Below are 26,956 nucleotides of genomic sequence, written 5' to 3' on the forward strand. Positions count from 1 at the left end.
AAAAAAGAGCAAAAAAATTTTTAAATAGCGTTTTTAAAGATTAAGCGTAAGTAATTTATCTTTATTATAACGTCGCCAATTCTCACCCGCATGCTCAGTAATATATTGAGAATAGAAGTCGTAATTTTCAGGGTCATTGTTATCACTACATAATAACAACGCAACATCCAAACTCAGGTTTCTGTCACCAGAAAGTTGCGCTTGTTCAAAGGTGCGTTTTGCTAAGCGATTAAAGTCCTTTGTTTGTTTACTGGCTTGGGCAAATAAAGTTTTTAGATAAGAGTTTTGTGGACTATCAATAGATGTAGTCGTTACAGATAAATTATCAATCAATGCCTTGGCTTCCGCCAAGCGATTTTCATCAAGGTAATATTGTAGCAAACTCTTGCGGCTACTTTGCGCAACCCAGTGGTCAGGCGTTAATTTGGTAAAGTCGAGTACTTGTTTAAAATGAGGTTCTTTGTCTGCTGGCGTTTGGGCAAAAATAGCATAATGAAAGGGGATTTTAGCAAAGTGATATGGTGGCAAGTTATACGCTTTCATTTTACGTTCAGCTTGTTGTAAATAAAGGTATTGGTCTGTTGCTTGCTTATTTTTATAAGCTAAAACTGAAAGGTAAGTGAGAGCATCTAATTCACGCAGTATATCGTTAACCTGCAGTGATAATTGCGCGGATTTGAGCAAACTTGCTTTCACCGCATTGTAGTTTTTATTTTGGTGATCTAACCAAGATTGAGCAAACCAGGCATCTGCTAGGCGCTTAGCATCATTAATCTTTTTGAATTGAGAAATTGCGCTGGCGAGTTTTTCTGAACTGAGCTCAAACAATTCTTTTCTTGTTAAAATTTCACTTTGTAGTAATAGGGCGTTACCTAATTGTTGTGTGTTTTGTGCTTCAATAGCAAAATTAGCAAGTTTATCAGCCATTACCATGGCTTTTTCAAACTCTTCCATTTGAATATAAAGCATCGCCAACTTGCCTAAGTTAATTAAGTCGTTAGGTTTGCTTTTATGGGCGATAGATAACTTAGCCAGCCTTATTTCAAGTGACTGTGGTGACATTAATAAGTCATAAATGTAATCTTGTGATAAGTGCTGTATTAGCTTGCTTATCACTGCTTGATTGGAAGAACCTGTTAATTGTCCGCGCCAGTCCGTAATAGGACCTTTCAAGATAAAATCTAGATAGGTGAGTGAATTATAGGTACGTACGTTGGCGGTTAGTATCAGTGGATGCTTATCAGCAAGCTTTGGATATTCACTCTCAATCGATGTTTCAAAGTGCAAAGGGCTTAGTTGGGGTAGTTCTGTAAAATCAAAAAATTCATCATCAGCGAGCTTTATAGTGTTGTTACTAAGGCTTTGAGTAAAAGGTATATAAGCAATGCCAATTGCAGCAGGTGCGGCGACTTTATCAGAACTATGTGGGAATAGGATTAAGATTGCTGTGGCGAAAACAACCAGTAAACTTGTGAGCAAAGCATAAAATCCCATAGGCTTTTTTTCTGCAGGGCCAACTTTAAATATATCGCTTGAGTTTATGTCAGACGTTGCGTTAGCACCGATTTTTTGTGTCAATGGCATAGTTGCAATTGGCTTAGCTTTAATTGTAGTAGTCGTAATGTTTACAGATCGAGGCTCAGTTATTACTGCTGTTTGTATTTGGCTTGTATTCAATTGCCATTGATAACCACGCTTAGGGAAAGTTTTAATCGCGCTATTACCAAAAACAGCTCTTAGATGGCTAATATTTTGAAATACAGCCTGTTCAGACACCACTTTATCGTGCCAAACCTTAGTTAAAATAGCATCTTTACTAAAAACTTGTGTGGAATCAGAAAGCAGTAACGCCAATAGCTTAGCTTCATTAGGACGAATATCAATATCGTCGCCATTTTTGCTGAGTATTAAGTTGTTACTGTCGAATTCAAAATCTAAAAAAGTATATCGCATTATTTAAAGTATTTAGTTTGCTGCTACTATAATCCAACATCATCTTAACCGACCTAATGTCTAAAGGGGAGTATTTATCAATAGCGTGATGACAAGATTAACAGTTACATCATCATCAGCCTCAACTTATCTATGTATTCAAATAAAAGCCTTACCCATTTTGAATAAGTGCATGATTGCGACATGTTGAATTTAGAAATGAAAAAAACGTTCCTACATTTATCAACCAAATAGTAAGGTCAGATATCAGCTACACAACCTTAGCAGAAAGACCTGTCTATCTGCTAAGGAAGTTATATTTACTAATACTTAACAAGCAGCAAAAATAAATTGAGTATCTCTCTATTTATAAGCGAGTTACGCTAAATCCCTGATCTTGAAATTGCTTTAACAAACCGTGTTGTTCTGGCAAATGCAGGGCGCCTACGGCGATAAATAGTTTTTCTTTACCGATGCGAGGCGTGAGCTCTCTTACCCAATTATTGTTACGTTCAATCAGCATTACTTGTTCGCTGATCTCACCGTAGTTGCTGTCGTCAAAGCTTTCATTGTAATACTTAGTTAAGGTCGCCATATCACCATTTTTCCATGCATTAACTAAGCTAATAAAGTAGGTTTCAACGTCGGCAAGCTGTTCAAACGTTTCTTCAATCATTTCGTTACTTAACAACGATAGATTATTAAACATCTCCATTTGATATTCGAGAGTTTCTAATTCGCCAACTGGTATATTGTTGGTTTTTGTATAGGCAAGTACTTGCTTATCAATGCCATATTGATCGGAAAAACCAATATTTTGAAATTCGATTTGCAACATAGTAACCATTACGGCCCATGGCGCCATATTGTTAAACATCGCAATATCAATTGATTTGTTGCTGAAGTATTGGTCAAGCTTCTTATAGTTTTGTTCCGAAAGCTCAGTTTGCAGTGTTTTGCCATTTTTTAGCATCATAAAAGGCATTGAGCGGCGCTGCATTTCCATCGGGCTAATTGCACTAACATTGACTTCAACAATTACTTTATCACTGGCATCAAGCGCGTCGGTTACTTTTTTAGGTAGTCCTTTCATGGTGGCATCACCGACATGCACAGTGCCAAACAAATATGATTTAACACCATTTTTTTCTAATTGCCACAACCCAGGTTCACTGTGGCTAGCAAAACTAATACACAGTAAAAGGGATAAAATAAAGTAACTGCTAATACGCTGAGTGAGGTTCATAATTGTCCTTATTGGTTGGGTATATATCCATATTAAACCAATACGCTTAATTGGGTAACGTTAAAATTAATGCTAAGCGAGAGTTTGGCTTGTTTTTTGCGCTGATGGTAAAGTTATTGAGATTACATAAACTTTTCACTATCGCTAGTCCCAAGCCGTGGCGTTGGTTATTCGTTCGTGAGCTATCAAGCTGGTAAAGGGGGGCAAAAATAGCCTCTAGTTGTTGTTCACTTAAAGGCTTAGCTAAAGCGTTACATAGCGTGATTTTGGTGTGATATTCAGTTTGTTCGACCTGTAAGTTGATAGGTTGGGTGCTAAGCCCATAAAACAATGCGTTATCGAGCAAGTTAGATAAAATGGTATGCAGGCAAAATCGATCAGCGGTGATCATCAGCTCAGTTGCAACATTTAGCAGTAAGCGCTGCTTAATATCGGCATGTTTAAACTGCAGTTCATTGCTTAATTGCGTAATAAAGTCACTTAAATTAACGCTTTCTAAATTGAGCTCTACAGCGCTACTACCAGCGCGCTGTAATAGCAGCAAGTTATTGACGATGGTTTTCATACGCTGAGATATAGCCAATATATCGCTGGTATATGTGGCGCTAATACGCTCATCATCAGGGTAGCGCAGTGCCACTTCTGACAAGCTGATCAGCTCAGAAATTGGCGTTTTCAATTCATGGGCGATGTCGCTGGTTAGGCGTTTTTCATTTTGATAGAGCTGTTGATTGGTGGTAATAAATTTATTCAGCTCATTACGAATAGGTTCAATTTCCTCTACCTGAAAGTCGCTTTTGATAGTTTGTGAGGCGCCAGTGATATCGAGTAATTTTATTTGTTCATTTAAGTTGTTCAGTGGAAAGAGGCCACGATTAACGATTCGAGTGACTAAATAACGTACTCCAAAAACTGCGATAATGCAGGTCAGAATAAAAACCACATCAATGATCAGCAATACTTTATTTAATGATGAAATAGGGGCTGCGATAGTTAAAACCATGGTCTTAAAATGACCGCTGCCGCGTGCTGCTTCGTCTTCTTGCTGGGCAATGAAGTGGCTGATCATGGCGCGACCCTCTTCACCGTTAGGCAAAGTGTAATCAATAATTTTAAATTCGTTAATGGGGATAGCGAAATTGGGTAAATCAATATTTTGATATAGTTGCAATGAATCTGATTTTTCAAACGTCTGTTGTTCGTGCCATAGCTGATAAAATTCGCTGGCATTAGCCTGCTCATATTCAGACATAAATTCGCCAGCAAAATCAAACTCTAGTTTGCCATTATGATCTTTCACTAAGGTTTTTAAATAATTAGATTTATTAGTTAACGATTGATGAAATTGGTTTTCAACCCAAGAATCAACGCTCAAATCGACAGTTAAAAAAATAGTAACCAGAATAATCGACAGTACGGCACTAATATTATTGACGAGTTTACGCTTGATAGAGTGACGTTTAGTTTTTGGCAACTCAGTTTTGAGAAGCGACATAACCAAATCCACGTTTATTCTTAATTGGTAGTTCGCCGCCTAGTAGTCGTACTTTTTTGCGGATCGCTGAAATATGTGCTTCTAGGGCATTTTTTGACAGCATATCAAATTGGCCGACCACGGCTTCGCTGATCATCTCAAGGCCTAATACCCGTTCTTTGGCACTAAATAAGCACTCAATGATTTTATATTCGTTGCGAGTAAGGTTTATGGGTTGCTGCTGATAATGCAGTGTTTTTAAGCTCAAATCTAACACGCATTCACCTACACAGAGTGTGTTTTGCTGGTTTTGTAATTGGCCTCGCCGAGACAACGCCAGTACTCTGGCATGTAATTCTTCAAACGAAAACGGTTTCGTTAGATAATCATCAGCACCTTTCATTAAGCCGTTTATTTTGTCTTGTGCTTCAGAGCGAGCGGATAGAATTAATACCCGAGCTTGACTCGAGCTGCTACGCAGTGCTTTGAGAATACTCATGCCATCAACACTTGGTAGCATTAAGTCGAGAATGATTAAATCATAGTCGCCACACAGTGCCATACTTAAACCTTGTGAACCATCACCGGTACCGTCCACGGTAAAACCGAGATTATTAAGGCCTACGTCTAGGCTGCGCCTAAGCGGTTCAGAATCTTCGATTACGAGTATTTTCATGATCTTAACTTAATTAAATAACACGGTTTGCCTTGCTGCTTTAGCAAGGCATCAGTGCGTTAATGATACCAACCATTTTGATAGGCTAAGTTACCTAAATTGGCATGTGCCAGTGCTTTTTTCACCAATTGTGGGTCGTTGCTGGTGGGCACTAATTTATCTTGTGTGTATATATAAGTGGTTGCTGGTTTTTGTGGTTGTAAAATTACGACCTTATTACCTTGACCACTATTACCGGTTATGTAGGCAAAGTTTTTATCGTATTGCATCATTGCGCGTTGTTTGTTATCAGCGATTGGCTGCGCAAGATCGCGACCTATCATCGGATGTTCACCACTGGCTCCAATTAAGGATAATAATGTTGTCGGAATATCAAGTTGGCTGGCAAGCTGATGGTCACGCTTGGCATTGATACCCTTGCCAAAAATAACCGCAGGAATACGAAAGTGCTCAATCGGCACTAAACTTGCGCCCGATACGCGCGAATCATGATCGGCAATTACTATAAAGACGGTATCGTCCCAGTAACTTGATTGCTTTGCTTTTTCGATAAAGGTGCCTAATGCATAATCGGCATATTTTGCCGCATTATTGCGAGTTTGTTTTTGCTTATCGTATAAGGTGATTTTATTATCTGGAAACTCATAAGGGCTGTGATTAGAGCTGGAAAATACCAAGCTAAAAAAAGGTTTACCTTGTTGTTGTAACTTAGTCAGTTCAATATCCGCTTGGTTAAAGAGATCTTCATCAGAGGCGCCCCATGAGCCATTAAAATCAATATTGGCAAAGTCATTACTATCTACAATGTGTTGAAAGCCATTACCCAAAAAGAAGCTTTGCATATTATCAAAGTGACTTTCACCACCGTAAATAAATTGGGTGTGGTAATTTTGTTTACTTAAAAAGTCAGCAATGGTAAAAAAATCACGTTGCGATTTATCAAGCTTTACTACTGCGCGAGAAGGCGTCGGGGTAAAGCCAGTGATAACAGCTTCTATACCACGTACTGAGCGTGTGCCTGTGGCGTATAAATTATCAAACCCCCAACCTTGCTGATAGAGCTTATCTATATTAGGAGTTAAAGGTAAACCGCCTAAAGTACCTACATAGCGAGCACCTAAACTTTCTTGTAAAATGATGACTAGATTTTTGGGTTTCCCTTGATACGCCGCTTGATGAAAGGTTTTGGTTGGAGCGCTGGCATCGTTAAAAACAGCTTGTTCATTTTGCATACTCGCGCGCACTAAGGCTAATAATTCCTCTTCTGGTATTGCACCATAAAAGTCTTGGCTTGATTTTTCGTTACCGAGTTGTTTAATTGCAAAGGCTACGCTATACAATGAGTTAAGGCTAAGATCATTAAGTAAATGATCGGTTGAAAATGCCACCATTGCAGGGTTTAACGGTCGATGACCTAGTGAGTTACGTGCACCTAGAACGGTTAAGCACAGTAGGCTAATCACCAATAAGGAGTGTTTTATGATTGGCAACTGACAGTGGCTACGCCATTGGCTGGTAAAAACTTTTGTAGCCAGTTTTACTCCGACGATCAAGAATAGTAAAGTGGCGAATACTTCTATTTTATACCCTGCAAAAATCATTCGAGAGACTTCTTTTGGGTATATTAAGTATTCAATAAATAAGCGGTTTGGACGTAAGTCATATTCATTAATAAAGGTCGGAGTGATTACTTCAAAGAAGATCAACAGAGCAGCCATTAGCAGTAAATAGTATTTAATAATGCCACGGATAAGGTGCTGTTTAGAGATTAATGTGCTGATAATAATCAACAACAATGCCGGCATTAAAATATAGCTTAAGGTAGCCGTATCAACGCGCAAGCCGCCAATAAAAATATTTAGCCAAGCATGAGAGCTAAATACTCGCTCACCTTGCCATACACTTAAGCTAAAACGAGCCAGGGTTAACATAGTTAGCGATAAGCTAAAAAATGTTAGCAATACCCAGTATGGACCGAGTTTATTTTTTAGTTGCGCAACACTAAATCTATCAGTTATGCCCATAAAATAGCCCACCAAATAAGTGTGCTTATTAGCATCGCTATAAATACACTGGCAGAGGCAATATCTTTAGCCAGCCCAGAGAGTTCATGATGTTCTGTACCAATACGATCAACTACTACTTCAATCGCAGTATTGACTAATTCAGCGAACAGTACAAACAGCAAGCTGGCAATTAAAATAAGTTTATCGCTGGTGGGAATATTCGCCAGCCATGCAAACACTCCAAGTAATAAAAATAGCGCGAGTTCTTGCTGAAATGCAGCTTCAAATCGCGTCATCCATTTTAAGCCATTAAAAGTATGGCGTAAGGTAAATAAAAGGCGTAGTAGTCCTTGACGTTTGAGTACCGTTTTCGAATTATTCATTATTGTTCTTCACTTTGTTATTGATTGTTTTACAGTTACTTACTAAATCTAAAGGTAGTTCATAAGTTTTACTTTTGATGCCTATTAGACTTATTAATGTATGAAAAATATTGTCGTGAGAAGCTGCTTGTTGTTGATCAACACTCTTCAAGCAACTTTCTGTAATGCGTTGATTACCTTTGGCAGCCCATATATACATTGGGACATGTGTTTGGCCACTAGGAGCAAAACTATAGGGAAAGCCATGTAAGTAGGCGCCGTTTTCGCCGAGCGACTCACCGTGATCTGAAATATATACAAAGGTTTTATCAATATTGTCAGGTAAGTTATTCAGTTCGGTTAACATTAATGAGTTTACGTAGTCGCTATACGCTATGGTGTTGTCATAAGTATTAACTAACTGCTCAGTGCTACAGTTTTGTATATCACTGCGGTCGCAGGTTGGTGTAAATTGCTTAAATTGATCTGGGTAGCGTTGAAAGTAAGTGGGTCCATGAGAGCCCATCATATGCAATACAATGACCGTATTGGCTTGGCTTAGATTAGCTAGTTTACGTTTAAGTGGTGCTAGTAACGCTTCGTCATAGCAATGCTGTTGTTCACAAAGTGCAGAGTTATCTACCTTGATGGTAATGTTAGTAACGCGATTACAGACATTTTTACAGCCACTGTTATTATCAATCCACAACACATCAGCGCCAGCGCTTTGGGCTATGTCGAGAATGTTTTGCTGGTTATCAGCTTCGTTACGTGAGAACTCAGCTTGGCTTTGTCGTGAGAACATACAAGGAACAGATACTGCTGTTGCGGTTCCACAGGACACTACATTGTTCAGGTACGTTACTTTGAAAGGTCGAGTGAAGCGGTTGGTGTCGCGTGTATAACCTTGGTAAGCAAAATTTTCAGCACGTGCTGTTTCACCGACTACGATAACGGTTACTTGCGTGTGTTGTGATGCACTTAATACTGGCGTTGGGTCTAAAATTTGAAATGGTTCGTCAGAGACCAGCCATTGATCGCGAATATATTTATAGCCACTGCTTAAGTATTGAAATGGAATTAACTCTTTTTTTAATAATTGATTATTACGTCCGGTGGCGGCGTAGTCAGCATAAAAGCTCAACACAATTACGGCGATTAGAGCAAAGCAGCTAAGTACGAGTTTACTGCGACTTACCAGCTCTTTGGTTAGCGGACTAAAACGAATATTGGTTTTAATTAAAACCAATAGCGGCACTAAGGCAAATAAACAAAAGAACATGATAAATTGCAAGTTCAGATAGCTTGCCGCTTCATGACCGTCAGTTTCAAAGGTGTTTTGAATCATCGAATAGTCAAATACTACTCCATAATTTAAAGTGCCGTAAAGAGCGGCACATGAGCTTAACAATAATATGTAATTAATTGGTTTGAGTAGCCAGCGGCTAGATAATAATGAAAAGAAAATAATTAGTAAGCAAAGTAACAGTAACGGTACTGAGAGTAAAAATAACCATGAAAAAGAGGGCAGTGTGGTGATTGCGTTGAATGCACCATGCATAAAAGGAATATTGATTATTAAGCAGTAATAACATGCCAATGCAATAATAAAAGTATTGGCGCTACAGGTAATGTAGAAGCGCTTTTTAAAACCTGAACTGAAAAATTGGCCTACCAACATAAATTGAGAACTCAATAATAATAATTTAATACCTGCATAGTAGAGTCCAAGACTTAAGAAACACTTAAGGATAGCTAGTCATTTCCTGAATTAGATGATTTAAAAGGAATGATTTATTGTGATTTCGTCAAAAATTAATCAAACCAGTAATTGGTTATAACGAGGTATGAAATATCAATAGTTCCATATATGAGGTAAATTAATCTATATAGGCTTTCATATTGAATTTTTATGCCTTTAAAGTCAGGTGGCGAGCGGTTTTTTAGATTGATTTTAAGGTTGACTTAGCTCTCCCATCGCGGTACTAATATAAAAAGACAGCGGGGGAGTTAATATTCCTTCGTAAACTAACAAATTTTGGTATTTATTACATGCTTACAAACGCACTAAACCTAGTCCTAATTAACGTCGTGGTGATTATTATTACCGCGGGGGCTACTTAGTGCTTTAAAAATACGTAAAGCATTATAAAAGCCCCCCGCACTTAACCAGTCGGGGGGCTTTTTAGTTTCAGGGTTTAGCAATAGTTAAGTATAGATATGTCACTGAGGAATGAGGATTATTTAATGACAGGCGCAGAGTTAACAATTGATTTATTAGCCAAACACGGCGTAAAAGAAGTATTTGGTTACCCTGGTGGGGCAATCATGCCAATTTACGATGCGCTGTATGGTGCGCCAATTAAGCATTATCTCACTCGTCATGAGCAAGGTGCAGGTTTTGCGGCGGTTGGTTTTGCTCGTAGCACGGGTAAACTTGGGGTGTGTTTTGCGACCTCAGGCCCTGGGGCTACTAACTTAATCACCGCGCTTGCTGATGCGATGATGGATTCAGTGCCATTACTTGCGATCACAGGCCAAGTACCAACTGCTGCCATAGGCTCTGATGCGTTTCAAGAGATTGATGTATTAGGTATGTCATTATCCTGCACTAAGCACAGTTATATGGTTGAACGTCCTGAAGATTTAGCCGAAATACTGCAAGAAGCCATGCATTTAGCGCAATCAGGTCGTCCAGGCCCTGTGTTAGTAGATATACCAAAAGATATTCAAATGGCGCAAGTGCCTTTTCATCCTTGGCTTGCGGCTGATGATTACTTACCGGTGTTAGATTTAAAGCAAGTGGCTATTGCTAACCAACTATTAAGCGAAGCCAAGCGGCCTGTTGCCTATGTTGGCGGCGGTGTACAGGCGGCTGATGCGCAAGTACAGCTAATGCAATTTTTAGAAAAAACCCAAATGCCTGCGGTTTCAACGCTAAAAGCATTGGGCAGTGTATTACCTGATTACGAATATAACTTAGGTATGTTGGGCATGCATGGCGGCCAAGCTGCAAATTTAGCGGTACAAGAGTGTGATGTCCTCGTATGTATCGGTGCGCGCTTTGATGATCGTGTAACAGGTAATTTAGGCAAGTTTGCGGCTAAAGCAAAAGTGATCCATTTAGATATAGATGCTGCTGAAATTGGTAAGCGTAAACCAGCTAAAGCATCGTTAGTTGCTGATTTAAAAACCTCATTGCCGCAATTAGAGTGCTTTGTAACTGAACAAGCATGGCGTGATCATGCCAAAGAGATGATGATTGAACATGCATGGCGCTATGACTATCCGGGCGAAAAAGTATATGCCCCGTATTTATTAAGCCAACTAAGCCAGCGGATGCCAAGTACAGGCGTTGTGTGTTGTGATGTAGGCCAGCACCAAATGTGGGTGGCACAACATATGAAGTTTAGTCATCCAAGCAACCACTTAAGTAGTGGTGGTGCAGGCACTATGGGCTTTGGTTTACCTGCGGCCATTGGTGCGCAAGTAGCTCGACCAAATGATTTTGTGATCACTGTTTCTGGTGATGGTTCAATCATGATGAACATTCAAGAGTTAGCCACTATTCGTCGTAACAATTTACCGGTAAAAATATTAATTTTGGATAACCAACGTTTAGGTATGGTTCGTCAATGGCAAGAGTTATTTTTTGAAGGGCGTTATTCTGAAACTGATTTATCAGACAACCCTGATTTTGTGCAATTGGCTGCCGTATTTGGTATTGCTGGGCAAACGATCACCCACGCTAACCAAGTTGATGATGCAATTACAGCATTAGTAAATAGTAAAGGTCCTTATATAGTACATGCCTGTATCGACGATAAAGAAAATGTTTGGCCGCTAGTACCGCCAGGTGCCGCGAATGACGAAATGATGACGGAGAGTGGAAAATGAAACACAGTTTAACAGTCGCTTTAAAAAATCAAAGTATCGCCGTTGAGCGCTTTTTGCGTGTAGTTCGTCATCGTGGTTTTGATTTAACCCATTTTCAATTGAATATGGATGATGGTCAGTATTATGTGGCTATGACGGTCGACAGTGATAAGCCAATTCACTTATTAACCACGCAGCTCAATAAGCTGGTGGACGTTAAGCAAGTAACACTAGAAAATTTACAACAGCAAGCAATGTAGTTTGCTGTGAAAACTAAATCAACAGGGCTATTGGGTCTTTCCCTCTAGCAATAAAAATTTAAGAATGAGGATGTCAGTTACATATTAAAAGTAACTGCAAACACTGAGGTAACTATGGCTAAATTAAGAAGTGCAACAACAACTGAAGGTCGAAAGCGCGCAGGTGCTCGTGCATTATGGCGTGCAACAGGAATGACAGATAGCGATTTTGGCAAACCGATTATTGCGGTTGTAAACTCATTCACGCAATTTGTACCGGGTCATGTGCACCTTAACCAACTCAGTGAGCTTATGGCAGAAACCATTACTCAAGCGGGTGGTGTGCCAAAAGAATTTAATACTATCGCCATTGATGATGGTATTGCCATGGGCCACGGCGGTATGTTGTATTCATTACCATCGCGCGACTTAATTGCTGACTCAGTTGAATACATGGTAAATGGTCACTGTGCCGATGCAATGATATGTATTTCTAACTGCGACAAAATCACCCCAGGAATGATGCTGGCGGCACTTCGTTTAGATATTCCAGTAATCTTTGTGTCTGGTGGCCCAATGGAAGCAGGTAAAACTAAGCTTGCCAATATTGATATCAAACTAGATTTAGTTGATGCCATGGTAAAAGGTGCTGATGAATCAGTAAGTGATGCTGACTCAGAGCAAGTAGAGCGCTCAGCATGTCCTACGTGTGGCTCGTGTTCGGGCATGTTTACCGCCAACTCAATGAACTGTTTACTCGAAGCAATTGGCCTCGCACTACCAGGTAACGGCACTACACTTGCGACTCATAAAGATCGTAAACAACTGTATGTTGAAGCCGGTGCACGAATTGTTGATTTATGCCGTGAGTATTACCAAAAAGATAATAAAGATGTACTACCGCGCGCCATTGCTAATAAAACCGCGTTTATGAATGCCATGGTGGTTGATATTGCTATGGGTGGCTCGTCAAATACCGTATTGCATTTACTTGCAGCTGCGCAAGAAGCCGGTGTTGATTTTGATATGTCGCACATTGATGCGTTATCTCGTAAAACACCTTTCTTATGTAAAGTAGCGCCTGCAACCGCGCAATACCATATTGAAGATGTTCATCGTGCTGGTGGCATGATGGCAATAATTCGCGAGCTTGGCAAAGCTGGCTTAGTGGATCTGTCGGTAAATCATGTTGCTGGCATGACTATGGCAGAGCTAGTTAAAAAATGGGATGCCACTGATCCAAACAACGAAGCAGCGCAAAAGTTTTACCGAGCTGGACCTGCGGGCATTCGTACCACCAAAGCAATGAGCCAAGAATGTCGTTGGGATGAAGGCGATAATGACCGTGAACATGGTTGTATCCGTAGCGTTGAACATGCGTTTCGCCAAGATGGCGGCCTGGCGGTACTATCGGGTAATTTAGCTGTTGATGGTTGTATTGTGAAAAGCGCGGGTGTGGTTGATGAAATGCTACACTTTGAAGGCACCGCCGTGGTGTATGAATCACAAGACGATTCAGTTGAAGGCATTTTAAATGACGAAGTAAAAGCCGGTGACGTAGTCGTTATTCGCTACGAAGGACCGAAAGGCGGACCTGGCATGCAGGAAATGCTTTACCCAACCAGTTACTTAAAATCAAAAGGTTTGGCTGAGCAGTGCGCACTTATAACCGATGGTCGCTTCTCGGGCGGTACGTCAGGTTTATCAATTGGCCACGTTTCACCAGAAGCGGCCAGTGGCGGTGCCATTGCTTACGTTGAAAACGGCGATAAAATTATTATCGATATCGCTACCCGCGAAATCACGTTAGCGTTAACAGATGAAGAACTTGAAGCGCGTAAGCAAAAGCAACTTGCTCGTGGTAAACAAGCGTACAAACCACTCGATCGTGAACGTTATGTATCATCTGCGCTAAAAGCGTATGCGCTACTTGCAACCAGTGCTGATAAAGGCGCGGTGCGTGATTTAGCCAAACTGGAGGAGCTTAGTTAATTATGGTTTCTCAAGAGCTCGATTATTTTCGCGCTATTATCCAGGCTAATATGGAACCACTGGCAAAAGTTACTGAGGTTAGCGAAATGGCTGAACTCAGTGCTCGTCTTGGTAATCAAGTATGGCTAAAGCGCGAAGATCAGCAGCCAGTTTATTCGTTTAAACTGCGTGGTGCATACAACAAACTGGCTAAACTGCCAGCCGGTTCAGTGGTGATCACCGCCTCAGCTGGTAATCATGCTCAAGGGGTGGCGCTCAGTGCATCACACTTAGGGCATCAAGCAACGATTGTAATGCCAGTGACGACCCCTGAAATCAAAGTCAATGCGGTACGTGCGCTTGGTGGCGAAGTGGTTTTGCATGGTCATCATTTTGATGCTGCCAAAGCTTATGCACTGGAACTTACTGAGCAGCGCGACGGCATATTTGTTCCTCCATTTGATGATCCTGATGTGATTGTAGGGCAAGGCACGGTTGCACGTGAATTAATGCAGCAGCTTAATCAACTTGATGCGGTATTTATTCCAGTTGGTGGTGGTGGCTTACTTGCTGGTATGGCCGTGTATATAAAGTCATTGCGCCCAGATATCAAAGTAATCGGTGTAGAAGCTGATGAAAGTGCCTGTTTACAAGCTGCACTTGCAGCAGGCAAACCCGTCGAGCTTGAACGGGTTGGCAGTTTTGCCGATGGTGTTGCGGTAAAAATTATTGGTACCGAAACCTTTCGCTTAGCGCAAAAGTTTTGTGATGAAGTAGTCACTGTAACCGGTGATGAAATATGTGCGGCGATGCAAGATATTTTTGTTTCAACCCGTGCGATTGCTGAGCCATCAGGTGCGCTGGCAACGGCTGGGCTGAAAAAATGGTGTCAGCAAACAGGCCAAAAAGGGCTGCATTTAGCAGCTGTGTTATCTGGCGCAAACTTAAACTTTGACCGCTTACGTTATGTGGCTGAGCGTACTGCGCTGGGAGAGAAAAACGAAGCGTTGTTAGCAGTAACCATCAATGAAGAAAAAGGCAGCTTTAAACAGTTTTGCGCCTCATTAGGTGGTCGCGCTATTACTGAATTTAACTACCGTTACGCAGGCCCTGGTGAAGCGCAAATATTTGTTGGTGTTGCACTGCGCCAAGGTCAGCAAGAGTTAGATGAGCTCACAGCTGATTTAACCACCAATGGCTATCAATTTTGTGATTTATCAGATAACGAACTGGCTAAATTACATGTTCGTTATATGGTTGGTGGTAAAGCACCTGAGCAGATGCATGAGCGGTTATTACGCTTTGAATTTCCTGAATATCCAGGCGCACTGGCGCGCTTTTTAGATACTTTAGGCAGCAATTGGAATATTACTTTGTTTCATTATCGGAATCATGGTGGTTCGATGGGCAATGTATTAGCAGGGTTTGCGATTGAGCCTAGTCAGTATGAGGTATTCAACGAGCATTTAAATCGCTTAGGTTACAGTGTGCAAGATGAAACACTGAATCCGTGTTTTACCCAATTTTTAACTACTCAACGTCCCATCGATAGGGTGAAAGCGGTTAATAATTAAAGATATATACTAAAACCACTTCAAGATACGAATTATGTATCTTGAAGTGGTTTTAGTATAAGCAAGCACCTCAATTGAGGTGTTTTTTTGTCTCTTTGCAAACTTAAAGTCTTGGGTTAATCGAATATCTTATCTATAGTTATAGCAATATTAGCTAACTTATTAGATCACGATTTGTCATTTAAAGGACTGAAACTTAAGCTTTATGCCACTTTGCTTATACTCAGCGGGCAAAGTTTTGCGTCAGCGGATGTGACTTTACAACTAAAGTGGACGCATCAATTTCAATTTTCTGGTTACTATATGGCTCAGCAACAAGGCTTTTACAAAGCGGCAGGGTTAAACGTCACTATTTTACCGGCAGATCCTGATAACCCAGATACCTTCACTAAAGTGTTGGCGGGCAAAGCTCACTTCGGGGTCGGGCACTCAGGTATTTTACAGCAACGGATCGCAGGTAAACCCTTGGTGGCAATGGCTGCTATTTTACAATTTTCTCCTTATTGTTGGATGGTAAAAAAAAGCTCCGATATTTTTCATCCTCGGGATTTTGTCAATAAGCGTCTCAGCAGTATCAGCCGCAAAGAAAATGCCGAATTATTGGTAATGCTCGAACGCAGTGGTATCCAAACGAATAATTTACCTTCTTATGAAAGTGGTAACAGCAGTGCGGATTGGTTAGCTGGGAGTATTGATGCGATGCAAGTGTACGTGACTAATGAGCCGTATATTATGCGTGAGCAAGGCATCGACTATAGACTTATTTGCCCGCAGAAGTATGGAATTAATGTGTATAGCGATATTCTTTACACCACAGAGAATATGCTCGAACAACATCCGCAAACAGTTGAAGCATTTTATCAGGCCAGCTTAAAGGGCTGGCGCTATGCAATGATGCATATGGATGAAACAATTGCATTAACTCAACACCAATACGCACCCAATAAAAGTTTTTCTCAGCTTGCCTATGAAGCTGAAGTATTGAGTGATTATATTTTACCACCTGGCACTAATTTAGGATCTATGTCGATAGCGAAATGGCGGTTGATTGCTGACCTATACGGGATTGAGCAAGACGAATTTAATCAGGCGCAAGATGGCTTTATTTACCAGTATGTTGAACCTGAACAAATTAAAATGTCGTGGATGCTTATTGCGGCAATTATAATTAGTTTGTTATCTATACCACTTTATTTACGCTTGATGTTCAGAAAAAGCGTATAATGCATAAATGAAATGACCATCGCTAAAATCACATGATCCTTGCTGAGCAGTTTACAGCCCTAGATAACTTATTACATAGAACTCGCCATTATTGGCAATGCACTGCATTCGATTTTGATCAGCTGCCATGGCCTGAATTAGAACAACCATTAACGCTGTTGAGCGATCAACAAGTTGCCGATCTCGATAGCAATCAAGATGCCTTGTATCAATTTTTTAGCCCGTATATTCCCGTAGTCAATAACTTAGCTACATTGTGTTACTTACCTCAAGCCTCCACTACGCGTAGCGAATATCCGTTTTGGATCAGCAATGGTATTAAAGGGCGCAAGTTTGCGCAGCTGCAAGATTTTGTTTGTGCGCTTGGCCAAGAATCACAATTACCTGTATTAGAATGGTGTGCGGGTAAAGGCCATTTAGGACGTATGCTGGCATTTAACCGTGCGCCGAGTGTGCACAGCATCGAATTGCAACAACATTTATGTGAGCAAGGCCAGCAAAGTGCTCAGCTACAAGGGTTAGCCATGCACTTTAGTCAAGCCGATGTGCTCAAAGATGATGTAACTGGGTATTTTCAACAATCACAACATGCAGTGGCGCTGCATGCCTGCGGGGCATTACATCAGACGTTTATGAGTAACGCGGCTAGCGCGCAAACGCAAAAAATCAGTCTATCGCCGTGTTGCTATCACTTATTCACCCCGAATGATTATCAAGCTATGAGCGATGCCGGTAAGCGTAGCCAACTGCAGTTAACGCATCGTGATTTAAAATTAGCACTACAAGAAACGGTGACAGCGCCTTCTCGGGTAGATAAAGTTCGTAAAACTGAAGTGCAATGGCGATTGGGTTTTGATGCTTTGCGCAAAAGCTTCACCAGCGAACAAAATTATGTCAGTGTCCCCTCAGTTAATAAAGCTATTTTTTCAGATTCATTTAAAGCTTTTTGTGCATGGGCAGCAGATAAAAAGGCACTAGATATACCGCAAGGTATTGATTATGAATACTTTTTAATAAAAGGCAAAATGCGCAAAAAAGTCACTGAACGCATCGAACTGGTCCGTCATGTGTTTAGAAGAGCAATTGAGGTTTGGCTTGTGCTCGATCGTGCTTTATATTTGCAACAACAAGGTTACCAAGTCAGTGTGCAGACGTTTTGCGAAAAACAATTAACGCCACGTAATATCCTGATCCAAGCTACCGCCAAAGACAGAAAAGAGATGAAATGAGAAAGTTAAAAAACTTATTTGAAAATAATAAACGCTGGGCTGAACGAACGTGTAAAGATGATCCGGAATTTTTTAAAATCCTATCCATGCAACAAAACCCCGAGTATCTGTGGATTGGTTGTTCTGACTCTCGTGTACCTGCTAATGAAATTGTAGATCTAATGCCAGGTGAACTATTTGTTCATCGTAATGTAGCGAATGTAGTGGTGCATACCGATCATAACTGTTTGTCAGTGATGCAGTACGCTGTCGAAGTGTTGAAAGTAAAGCATATTATGGTTGTTGGCCACTATGGTTGTGGTGGGGTTCAGGCTGTACTTAACGATGCTAAATTTGGTTTAATTGATAACTGGCTTCGTCACGTCGGTGATGTAAAAGAGAAATACACCTCAAAGATTAATGCACTCGCTGAGAAAGACCGCCTCAATAGCCTGATTGAATTGAACGTGATAGAGCAAGTACGCAATGTATGCCGTACTAATATAGTCCAAGAAGCATGGCAACGTGGTCAGGAGTTGACTATTCATGGATGGGTTTATGGTCTTGCAAATGGTCACTTACACGACTTAGAGTCAGTAGTAACTTGTGCCGATGAAGTTGATGTTAACTATAAAAGTTCAGGGCTTAAAGTATTTGAACGTTACGTAGTAGAATAAGTACGTAACCTAAGCACTGCGCCCTATCTGGGCGGCGGCTACCTTCAATAATTGTAATCTTAGTTTTAAAGGCTAAGTCGATGTGCTTTTTTCATTTGGCTTTTTTATATGGTGAAAACACCCTCTATACTTTCGGTGTTTTTCGCTTGCGATATTGCAGTGGTGTTTCAAAAGTAGAATTATGAAAGGCATGACAAAAGTGAGCATGATCATAATAGCCACATTGTAAGGCTATATCTGTTATCGGTGTTTGGCTGTCAGCAAGTAGCATGCGTGCGGCTTTTAGTCGGTAAAATTGCTGTAATTGAGTTGGACTAACCCCGGCTTCTTTTTTTAAGCGACGCTCAAGAGTACGTCGTGTCAGGCCAAGTTGTTTGCCTATACAGCTAGTGGAATTATTGAGTTGAATAAGCTGCTTGATCACTTTAATGGTATTGCTTTTTACGAGTTGATTGTTGATTGCTTGGCTGAGTAACCACTGCTCGAGTAAATACAGTTGGCTGGTTAGTGGACTGCTTTGCATTTGTTCAACACATGCTATTAAACTGTGATACCAGCTTGGGGTAAAATCTTCACCGAGTAGATAATTTTCTTCAGCTAACTCGTGTAGCGTTATACCTAATAAGTGATAAGCACCAGTAGGCGCAAAACGAATACTGACTAAATAATCCTGATTGCTGAAAGTTGTTGCCTGCGTTTGACGATTAAATGCGAAGGTAATAACGGGTGTCGCATTGCTAAAATCAATTGTTAGGCTTGCGCCTGCATCAGGGTAGAGCTTTTCTGTAAAGAACTGTGTTGTTTGTGTGGTTGTTGAACCTATTTTCCAATAACACTGCACCCAATCAGTTAAGCGTTGATCGGGTGCGAATTTTTGAAAGCTCAAATGGGGCAATGGATCATTTACTAATAAAATGGCCATGGTGTTAACCTGACTTATATCGTCGCAATGGCAATTTCTTCTTCGCGTAAAGTCAGTACTTCATAGCCGTCAGCGGTGACGACAATAGTGTGCTCCCACTGCGCAGAAAGCTTTTTATCACGAGTAACCACAGTCCAGCCATCCGGTTTAGTTTTTACTTTTGCCGCCCCTTGGTTGATCATCGGCTCAATGGTAAAGGTCATGCCTTCTTTAAGTTCAACGCCGGTATTGCGTTTACCATAATGTAAAACTTGCGGCTCTTCGTGCATTTGCTCACCAATACCATGTCCGCAGTATTCACGTACAACGCTATAGCCATTAGTATGGGCAAAATTAGCGATAGCGTTGCCAATATCGCCTAACCTCACTCCCGGTTTTACGAGCTTGATGCCTTGCCACATTGCTTGATAAGTTTTTTCGACTAAGCGCTTGGTCAACGGTGACACCTCACCAAGCATATACATTTTACTTGAATCGGCAATAAAGCCATTTTTCTCAAGGGTAATATCTAAATTGACGATATCGCCTGATTTTAATGCGCGTTTAGAGTCTGGAAAACCATGGCAGACTACTTCATTTACTGAGCTGTTTAACACATAAGGATAATCGTATTGGCCTTTGCTGGCAGGACGTGCAGCAAGTTCATCAACAATATAGCGCTCTACTAAATCATTGATCTCCATTGTGGTGATGCCGATTTTGACCTGTTGATCTAAATAGGCAAACACCTTTGCCAGTAGGCGACCAGACTCACGCATTAGCTCTATTTGTGCGGGAGTTTTAATAATTATTTCACTCATGCAAAGATTCTCCAGCTGTTACATCGGCTTGTGCAAGTTGCTGTTTGATTATTTCGGAGTAGGTCATGGTTGGATTAAGCTCAGCTAGCATGCCTATCTTTATCCAGTATTCAGATTGAGAGTTTATAGATCGTACCATAGTGGTACTGGCTTTGCGGATCTCTTCGTGCAGTTGATCGCTGATTTTTACGATACCCATAACAGTGCCTATATATAAAACGTATACGTATCGTATATAGGTGTTCGCGTGTATGCAAGGCGTAAAACAAATCAGGCAGCCGAAGCTGCCTGAAGTAATAACTAAAACGGTATTATTCGGGTTGCTCGCTTTGCTTATTACTACTGAGTTGTTGCTCAAGTAGTGCAACTTTCGCTTCTAATGCAACGAGCTTCTCGCGGGTGCGAATTAGTACTTGGCTTTGTACATCAAATTCTTCACGGCTGACAAAGTCCATCTCAGCAAGCTTATTTTGAATAGCTTGTTTGGTTTTCGCTTCAAACGTATCGGCAAGGTTTTTAACGCCTTGCGGCATGTTACTGGAAATCTGTTTGGCAATTTCTTCAAGTTTTGCTGGGTTGATCATGTCTGTCCCTTACTGTCGCGTAAATGATAATGGCTAATGTTACCTTATTGGCTAGGCGTATTGTAGTGATTACGTTAAAATTGCCCGTCTTTAATGCAATCTCTTTGGTCGATATGAAACTCAATCCTAAACAAGATGAAGCGGTAAAATATATTAGTGGTCCATGCCTAGTGCTGGCGGGGGCGGGATCAGGAAAAACTCGTGTAATTACTAATAAAATCGCTTACTTAGTACAAAAATGTGAGTATCAAGCACGTAATATTGCCGCGGTGACCTTTACTAATAAAGCGGCGAAAGAGATGCGCGAGCGAGTTTTTCAAACGTTAGGTAAAAAAGAGTCAAAAGGCTTGTGGGTATCTACCTTTCATACCTTAGGCCTTGAAATCATTAAAAAAGAACTAACAACGCTGGGTTTTAAACCTGGCTTTTCATTATTTGATGATCAAGATACTGGGCAATTAATTGCTGACTTAACTGAAGAAGAGCTAAAAAAAGACAAAGATTTACTCAATCTATTAAAAATGCAAATAGGCAGCTGGAAGAACGAGCTTATTTTACCAGAGCAAGCGATTCGCGAAGCGCGAGAGCCACAAAAAGCGCTATTTGCGCAATTGTATGCGCGTTATCAAACCCAGTTACGCGCCTATAATGCTTTGGATTTTGATGACTTGATCATGATCCCCACCTTATTACTGATCAATAATGCAACCTCGCGTGAGCGTTGGCAACAACGTTTCCGTTACCTGCTGGTGGATGAATATCAAGATACCAATACCAGTCAATATCAATTAGTTAAGTTGCTTGTGGGTGAGCGTGCGCGTTTTACCGTGGTAGGTGATGACGACCAATCAATCTATTCATGGCGCGGTGCTCGACCACAAAACTTAGTGTTATTAAGCAAAGACTTTCCAGGTTTACGGCTCATTAAGCTTGAGCAAAACTATCGCAGTGTGAAGCGTATTTTAAAAGCTGCTAATATCTTGATTGCCAATAACCCTCATGAATTTGATAAAAAACTGTTTAGTGAGTTAGAAAATGGCGAGCCGATCAAAGTGATTGGCTGTCGTGATGAAGAGCATGAATCAGAGCGGGTCGTCGCTGAGATCATCTCGCATAAATTTATGAAACGCACCAGTTATAAAGATTATGCTATTTTATACCGTGGTAATCACCAAGCGCGTGGCTTTGAAAAGTCGTTAATGAGTAACCGAATACCTTACAAGATCAGTGGCGGAATGTCGTTTTTCTCACGCTCTGAGATCAAAGATATAATGGCGTACTTGCGCTTATTGGTGAATCAAGATGACGACAATGCGTTTCTACGTATTGTGAATACTCCGCGCCGTGAAATAGGCACAGTTACGCTGGAAAAGTTGGGTACCCTAGCCAATGAAAAACATGCCAGTTTATTTGCCACCTGTTTTGATAATGACTTAGGTTATCGCTTAAAAGGTCGCGGTTTAAACTCGTTAGCGGGATTTGCACGTTGGGTGGTTGAGCTGTCAGATAATGCGGTACGTGGTGATACCCTTGAAGCGGTAAAAGATTTAGTCAGACAAATAAATTACGAAGCTTATTTATACGAGTCATCACCGAGTGCGAAAGCTGCAGAAATGCGCATGAAGAATGTTTCTGAGTTGTACCGTTGGATCACCGATATGCTCACAGGTGATGCGGATAATCCGCCGTTGACGCTTGCTGAAGTGGTGAGTAAGTTAACGTTGCGTGACATGTTAGAACGTAACGAAGAAGAAGATGAAGCCGATGCAGTGCAATTACTAACGCTGCATGCCTCTAAGGGCTTAGAGTATCCTTACGTATTTATGGTAGGCATGGAAGAGGGGTTATTACCGCATCAAGTAAGTATTGATGAAGAAAACGTTGATGAGGAACGTCGCTTAGCTTATGTGGGGATCACTCGTGCTCAGCAAGAGCTGACCATGACCTATGCGAAAATTCGTCGTCAATTTGGCGAAACATCACAAACAGAGTTGAGCCGCTTTATACAAGAGCTACCGCAAGATGATTTAGCATTTGAAAATAAAAAAGCGCCAAATACGCAAGCCGAACGAATGGAAAAGGGCCAAGCCAGAGTTGCTAATTTACGTGCTATGCTGAAAAAGCCTGAGTAGTTCATCTGAGCTGCGGATAATAAACTGGTTATCCGCGACGCATATCGTTAATTTAAAATTTGCTCGTTCGAAGAGTCAGCTGGGAGTGTTGCTGTAGAACTAATTGCATGCTGCCTACCAATAAATAGTGATAAACCATGAGTGTCTAGTAAGGCTCTATAATTTAATATTGAAGGGCCTTTCGCGATTACTTTTATTTGTTTTATCTTAGTTATTGCTAGTACACCTTGTAGTTGTAAATCAAAGCTTTGTTGTTGTAACACTCGTTTACTAAAGGTAGAGCTAAGTAATAAATAATCGAAATTAATATCGCATAGTAAATTAAGTTCGCAGCGATCTTTAGCAAAATCATTTAAGCCAATCGAATAGCCTTGTTTACTCAATACTTTTAAATTACTAATTTGTACCGCTGAGGCGTAACGGATCTCTTGTTCATTAAACAATAAACAAATTTGTTTCGTTATGTTGTGGTTTTGCATTGTTTGGCATAACGCCTGGAATTCAATTTTTTCCAGTAATAAGCCCGAGCAAGGGAATAACACCATCTGCAGTTGTGCCGTTTGGATTTGTTGACACGCTTTAGTTAATAACTGTAATTCCACTTCCAGTTGTTGTGCTTTATCAGCGGCAAACTTCTTTAATATTTCAAAACTAGTGCTACCAAGTACTGGGTGTTCACCAAATGCTTCAAGTAGCGACTCTGACTGATGCTGTTCATCAAGTGTAATAATTTCAGAGCAGCGAAAATGCATTGGTAAAGAGTCTAAGTGATGACTGGTTTCTAACTCATACGGGCTGGTGCCGGCACTAAGCAGTGGATGGTAAAACTCGAACCGGCTGCGACCGGCATTTTTTGCATAATACATGGCAGCATCAGCATCACGAATAATTTCATCCGTATGCTTGTAGTTTGTTTTCGAATAGGTAATACCGACACTGGCACCACTTTGTACACATATACCTTTCATGCAAAATGGTTTTTTCATTAGTTCAATTAATCGCTTAGCAACATCTTCGGCTTGTTGACGATCAGTTAAATGAGTTAATAAAATAACAAACTCATCGCCGCCTAAACGCGCAAGTAAATCGTGCTCCCTAATACATTGTGAGAAAGACTCACTGACGCTAATTAAAAACTGATCACCAGCTTGGTGACCAAGTTGATCGTTAATATCCTTAAACTTGTCTAAATCAATAAACAGCACAGCAAACTGTTGTTCAGGGTAACGTTGATAATGCTGTAGAGTTTTTTCTAATTGGGTTAAAAATAAACTGCGATTAGGCAAGCCAGTAAGTGGATCGTGGTGGGCATCATGATACAGCTGTTGCTCTATTTTTTTACGCTCTTCAATTTGCATTTGTAAATGCATATTGGTTTGGCGGATCTCTTTGGTTTTTTCAGCAACCCGAAACTCTAATTGTTGATGACTTTGTTTTAAGGCTTGAGCAGCCAAATGTGCTTGTAATACAGTCGCTATCTGATGTGATACAAAGGTAATTAATTCAAAGTCGTCTTGATTGAAAATATGCTTATGGTTGTAGGCTTGGCAAGTTATTAAGCCAATTACACCTTGCGCAGTTTTTAATGGTGCACCTAACCAGCTGGTTGCTGAGTTTGAGTCAGAGACTTGTCCAAGTCGCTCGACTTCGCCTGACTTGAGTAGTTTTTGTGCTCTAGTACAATCAATAAGCTGAGTTTGTTCGGTACGTAATACTAATTCGCTATAACCTTTGGCGAAAGGACGCGGTTGGGTATTATCTCTATATTCATCCACACAGTACGGAAAGTTTAACCAACCTGTTTCGCGATCATACAATGCAATGTATAAGTTTTCAGCGTAAGTTATTGATTTTATTATTTCATGTACTTGTTGATATACTTCATTGATATGCTTTGTTTGCGTCGCTAACTCTGAAATTTTAAACAAAATATGCTGGCGTTCGAGGGTTTTTTTATGTTGTTCTACTTCGAGGTTAAGCGCTTCATTGCTCTGTGTTAATGCACGAGTTCTTATTTTTACTTCAGACTCTAATAGTTCGCGTTTTTTTACTCGTTCGATAGCTGTTGATAAATAGAGCGACATTACTTCTAATAGCTCGATTTGTTGTTCAGAGTAGCTTTGTTGTTTATCGTAACTTTGTGCGACTAGCACTCCAATAATACTTTGCTCTCGGTATACCGGGACGCCTACCCAATGTTCTGCTGGTGTGCCAAGTAACTTAAATAACCCCTTGTTGGCAGCAGCCTGCATTTCATCACCTTGGAAGTAGGTGGTTTTACCTTGCTTAAACACATACCCAGTGACACCTTGGATAAAATTATTATCTTGATTAAGTGGCACAGAGATACCATCTTTTTCATCAGCAAAGTAAGATAGTTCAAGGGTGTTACTAAATTGATTTAACAGCACCACGTAAAAACTTTTACTTGGCATATAATCTTGCAAAATATCATGAATCGCAGGGTAAAGTAGCGTTAATTCGGCAACAGAACTAGCTTGCTCTGATAATTGGATCAGGGCATTTTGTAAGTGGTGGGATTGCTTATACTTTTGGACTAGAGCTTTTAAACGATTATTTTTATGCTCCAGCTTATGTAGTAAAGCTGTTATATCTTCCAGTGACATTAAACCGATTTTTATTATTGTATATTTATTGGTCTTATATTTTCACTTTTTTGCTGAATCGTCAAGCGGACAATAGTATTAGAAAATGATAATAATAAATAGTGATAAAGGTAGGTTAATATTTATTTGTATAATAAAAAAGGCTGAAAAAATCAGCCCTTTATAAAAAAAAGTACAGAATTAAGTATTATTTTTTGCTCATGAAATCAATAGCTGCGCTTATTTCATCATCTGAGCAGTCCATGCATGTACCGCGTGGTGGCATTGCGTTAAAGCCATTAATTGCATGGTTTAATAGAGTGTCTGCGCCTTTAGCTAAGCGTGGAGCCCAGTCATCTGCTGATTTTGGTGCACCAAGTGCGCCAGTACCATGACATGCAAAGCACGCCGCTTGGTAAACTTGTTCACCGGTACGAGGACCTGTTGGCACTTCAGCAACTGCTGCTTTATCGCCTTCAAAGTAAACGGCACCTATAGGCGCGATACGTTTTTTGATCGCATCTTCAGTCATAGAGTTATCATATGGCTGTGCGTATGCGGTGGTTGCTAGCAATAATAATGCTGCTGATAGTTTTTTCATTTTGCCTTGCTCACTTCGATTTGAACGTGATCAATCACGATAGATGACGGAATTTAGAACGATTATAACGCTAAGCCGCAATTTATAAAACGCTACGATGTATTTTTCTTATGAAAAAACACTATTTTTTGCGTCAGCGCAACAAAGCAGCTACTTTAGAATGACTGATTTGCGGTTTTTGTAGCATCTAATTAGCTCATTTTCAAAAGCGCAGCGACTAGTTTTTCAATACCTGCATCAGCATCTAAAATTGACTGCGCTAACATATAAGCTGGAGTGCTTACGAGTTTATGTTGCTCATCAATTACGATATCATCTACGGCACAATCAATGTGTTGAGCGCCTAAACTTTGTAGTGCGTTAGCAGTATCAACATCATTACCAATAGTGGTTTTTACGCCAGCACTGTAGATCAATGGGATCATTGCTGGAGCAATGCACATATAGCCTGCTGGTTTTTTGGCATTCGCAAATGCTTTAGCAGCACGGAGCATTTCAGGGTTTAATTGTGCTTGCGAACCATTGATCGCAAAATCACACAGGTTTTTAGCTGCGCCAAATCCACCAGGCACAATCAAAGCATCAAAGTCATTAGCATCTAACAGTGTTAACGCTTTGATATCGCCACGGGCAATGCGTGCCGCTTCGACTAATACGTTCCGGTTAGGGGTCATTTGTTCCCCACTCAGGTGATTGATCGTGTGCAATTGCTCAATATCAGGGGCAAAACACTGGTAGCTTGCTCCGGCTTTGGCAATATGTAATAACGTTAATACGGCTTCGTTGATTTCTGCACCGTCATAAACTCCACAACCTGCTAAAATTACAGCTATTTTTTTCATATAC

At 40.6% G+C, this 26,956-nt stretch carries 22 protein-coding genes; 8 read left to right on the plus strand and 14 right to left on the minus strand.

The window, feature by feature from the left end:
- Positions 1–33: 33 nt before the first annotated feature.
- The 7 genes from H5183_RS10645 to H5183_RS10675 form a co-directional block, all read right to left on the minus strand.
- Entirely contained in the window at positions 34–1,953 is a 1,920-nt protein-coding gene (locus H5183_RS10645; RefSeq protein WP_182731673.1) for a transcriptional regulator, read from the minus strand.
- 346 nt (positions 1,954–2,299) lie between these two features.
- Positions 2,300–3,178 (minus strand): TraB/GumN family protein, encoded by an 879-nt coding sequence (locus H5183_RS10650; RefSeq protein ID WP_145238356.1) that lies wholly within the window; start codon positions 3,176–3,178, stop codon positions 2,300–2,302.
- 46 nt (positions 3,179–3,224) lie between these two features.
- Positions 3,225–4,673: a sensor histidine kinase KdpD gene (locus H5183_RS10655; RefSeq protein ID WP_182731674.1), complete on the minus strand. Its 1,449-nt coding sequence runs from the start codon at positions 4,671–4,673 to the stop codon at positions 3,225–3,227.
- The gene (locus tag H5183_RS10660; protein ID WP_182731675.1) at positions 4,654–5,328 is read right to left on the minus strand and encodes a response regulator transcription factor; all 675 of its coding nucleotides are present in this window, start codon (positions 5,326–5,328) and stop codon (positions 4,654–4,656) included. The genes H5183_RS10655 and H5183_RS10660 overlap by 20 nt, the downstream gene beginning before the upstream one ends.
- A gap of 59 nt (positions 5,329–5,387) precedes the next feature.
- Positions 5,388–7,352: an LTA synthase family protein gene (locus tag H5183_RS10665; RefSeq protein WP_145238365.1), complete on the minus strand. Its 1,965-nt coding sequence runs from the start codon at positions 7,350–7,352 to the stop codon at positions 5,388–5,390.
- Complete coding sequence (locus H5183_RS10670) at positions 7,343–7,717, minus strand: diacylglycerol kinase (protein ID WP_145238368.1); 375 nt, start codon at positions 7,715–7,717, stop codon at positions 7,343–7,345. The genes H5183_RS10665 and H5183_RS10670 overlap by 10 nt, the downstream gene beginning before the upstream one ends.
- Positions 7,710–9,377: a phosphoethanolamine transferase gene (locus H5183_RS10675; RefSeq protein ID WP_182731676.1), complete on the minus strand. Its 1,668-nt coding sequence runs from the start codon at positions 9,375–9,377 to the stop codon at positions 7,710–7,712. Before H5183_RS10675 ends, H5183_RS10670 begins: the two co-directional genes overlap by 8 nt.
- Positions 9,378–9,943: 566 nt before the next feature.
- On the opposite strand from H5183_RS10675, the gene ilvG reads away from it, so the two are divergent.
- The 7 genes from ilvG (at position 9,944) to can (ending at position 18,465) form a co-directional block, all read left to right on the plus strand.
- Positions 9,944–11,593: an acetolactate synthase 2 catalytic subunit gene (gene ilvG, locus H5183_RS10680; RefSeq protein WP_145238374.1), complete on the plus strand. Its 1,650-nt coding sequence runs from the start codon at positions 9,944–9,946 to the stop codon at positions 11,591–11,593.
- Positions 11,590–11,832: an acetolactate synthase 2 small subunit gene (gene ilvM, locus H5183_RS10685; RefSeq protein WP_182731677.1), complete on the plus strand. Its 243-nt coding sequence runs from the start codon at positions 11,590–11,592 to the stop codon at positions 11,830–11,832. Before ilvG ends, ilvM begins: the two co-directional genes overlap by 4 nt.
- Before the next feature lie 114 nt (positions 11,833–11,946).
- A complete protein-coding gene (ilvD, locus tag H5183_RS10690; protein ID WP_182731678.1) occupies positions 11,947–13,803 on the plus strand; it encodes a dihydroxy-acid dehydratase in 1,857 nt (618 codons plus the stop codon).
- Positions 13,804–13,805: 2 nt separating this feature from the next.
- Complete coding sequence (gene ilvA, locus H5183_RS10695) at positions 13,806–15,356, plus strand: threonine ammonia-lyase, biosynthetic (RefSeq protein ID WP_182717671.1); 1,551 nt, start codon at positions 13,806–13,808, stop codon at positions 15,354–15,356.
- Positions 15,357–15,545: 189 nt separating this feature from the next.
- Positions 15,546–16,580 carry an ABC transporter substrate-binding protein gene (locus H5183_RS10700; protein ID WP_404936104.1) on the plus strand — a complete coding sequence of 345 codons (1,035 nt, stop codon included), beginning with the start codon at positions 15,546–15,548 and terminating at the stop codon, positions 16,578–16,580.
- 32 nt (positions 16,581–16,612) lie between these two features.
- The gene (locus H5183_RS10705) at positions 16,613–17,809 is read left to right on the plus strand and encodes a methyltransferase (protein WP_182731680.1); all 1,197 of its coding nucleotides are present in this window, start codon (positions 16,613–16,615) and stop codon (positions 17,807–17,809) included.
- The gene (gene can, locus H5183_RS10710; protein ID WP_182731681.1) at positions 17,806–18,465 is read left to right on the plus strand and encodes a carbonate dehydratase; all 660 of its coding nucleotides are present in this window, start codon (positions 17,806–17,808) and stop codon (positions 18,463–18,465) included. Before H5183_RS10705 ends, can begins: the two co-directional genes overlap by 4 nt.
- 124 nt (positions 18,466–18,589) lie before the next feature.
- Here the strand turns inward: can and H5183_RS10715 are convergent, their stop codons facing one another.
- From H5183_RS10715 to ubiK, 4 genes are all read right to left on the minus strand, one after another.
- Positions 18,590–19,387, minus strand: coding sequence for a helix-turn-helix transcriptional regulator (locus tag H5183_RS10715; RefSeq protein WP_182731682.1), 798 nt, complete (start codon positions 19,385–19,387; stop codon positions 18,590–18,592).
- 14 nt (positions 19,388–19,401) lie between these two features.
- Complete coding sequence (map, locus tag H5183_RS10720; RefSeq protein ID WP_145238400.1) at positions 19,402–20,187, minus strand: type I methionyl aminopeptidase; 786 nt, start codon at positions 20,185–20,187, stop codon at positions 19,402–19,404.
- Positions 20,180–20,386 (minus strand): ParD-like family protein, encoded by a 207-nt coding sequence (locus tag H5183_RS10725; protein ID WP_145238403.1) that lies wholly within the window; start codon positions 20,384–20,386, stop codon positions 20,180–20,182. The genes map and H5183_RS10725 overlap by 8 nt, the downstream gene beginning before the upstream one ends.
- A gap of 112 nt (positions 20,387–20,498) precedes the next feature.
- On the minus strand, positions 20,499–20,771 hold the full coding sequence (ubiK, locus tag H5183_RS10730) for a ubiquinone biosynthesis accessory factor UbiK (protein ID WP_145238407.1): 273 nt from the start codon (positions 20,769–20,771) through the stop codon (positions 20,499–20,501).
- 113 nt (positions 20,772–20,884) lie between these two features.
- On the opposite strand from ubiK, the gene rep reads away from it, so the two are divergent.
- The gene (gene rep / locus H5183_RS10735) at positions 20,885–22,903 is read left to right on the plus strand and encodes a DNA helicase Rep (RefSeq protein ID WP_145238754.1); all 2,019 of its coding nucleotides are present in this window, start codon (positions 20,885–20,887) and stop codon (positions 22,901–22,903) included.
- Between the two features lie 47 nt (positions 22,904–22,950).
- Here rep and H5183_RS10740 read toward each other — a convergent pair whose 3' ends face one another.
- The 3 genes from H5183_RS10740 to elbB form a co-directional block, all read right to left on the minus strand.
- Positions 22,951–25,524 carry a diguanylate cyclase domain-containing protein gene (locus H5183_RS10740; RefSeq protein ID WP_392352781.1) on the minus strand — a complete coding sequence of 858 codons (2,574 nt, stop codon included), beginning with the start codon at positions 25,522–25,524 and terminating at the stop codon, positions 22,951–22,953.
- Between the two features lie 193 nt (positions 25,525–25,717).
- Positions 25,718–26,110: a cytochrome c5 family protein gene (locus H5183_RS10745; protein WP_145238413.1), complete on the minus strand. Its 393-nt coding sequence runs from the start codon at positions 26,108–26,110 to the stop codon at positions 25,718–25,720.
- 191 nt (positions 26,111–26,301) lie between these two features.
- Entirely contained in the window at positions 26,302–26,952 is a 651-nt protein-coding gene (gene elbB / locus H5183_RS10750) for an isoprenoid biosynthesis glyoxalase ElbB (protein WP_145238416.1), read from the minus strand.
- Positions 26,953–26,956 lie beyond the last annotated feature (4 nt).

The organism is Pseudoalteromonas sp. SR44-8 (assembly GCF_014163635.1).
Lineage (GTDB): Bacteria > Pseudomonadota > Gammaproteobacteria > Enterobacterales > Alteromonadaceae > Pseudoalteromonas > Pseudoalteromonas rhizosphaerae.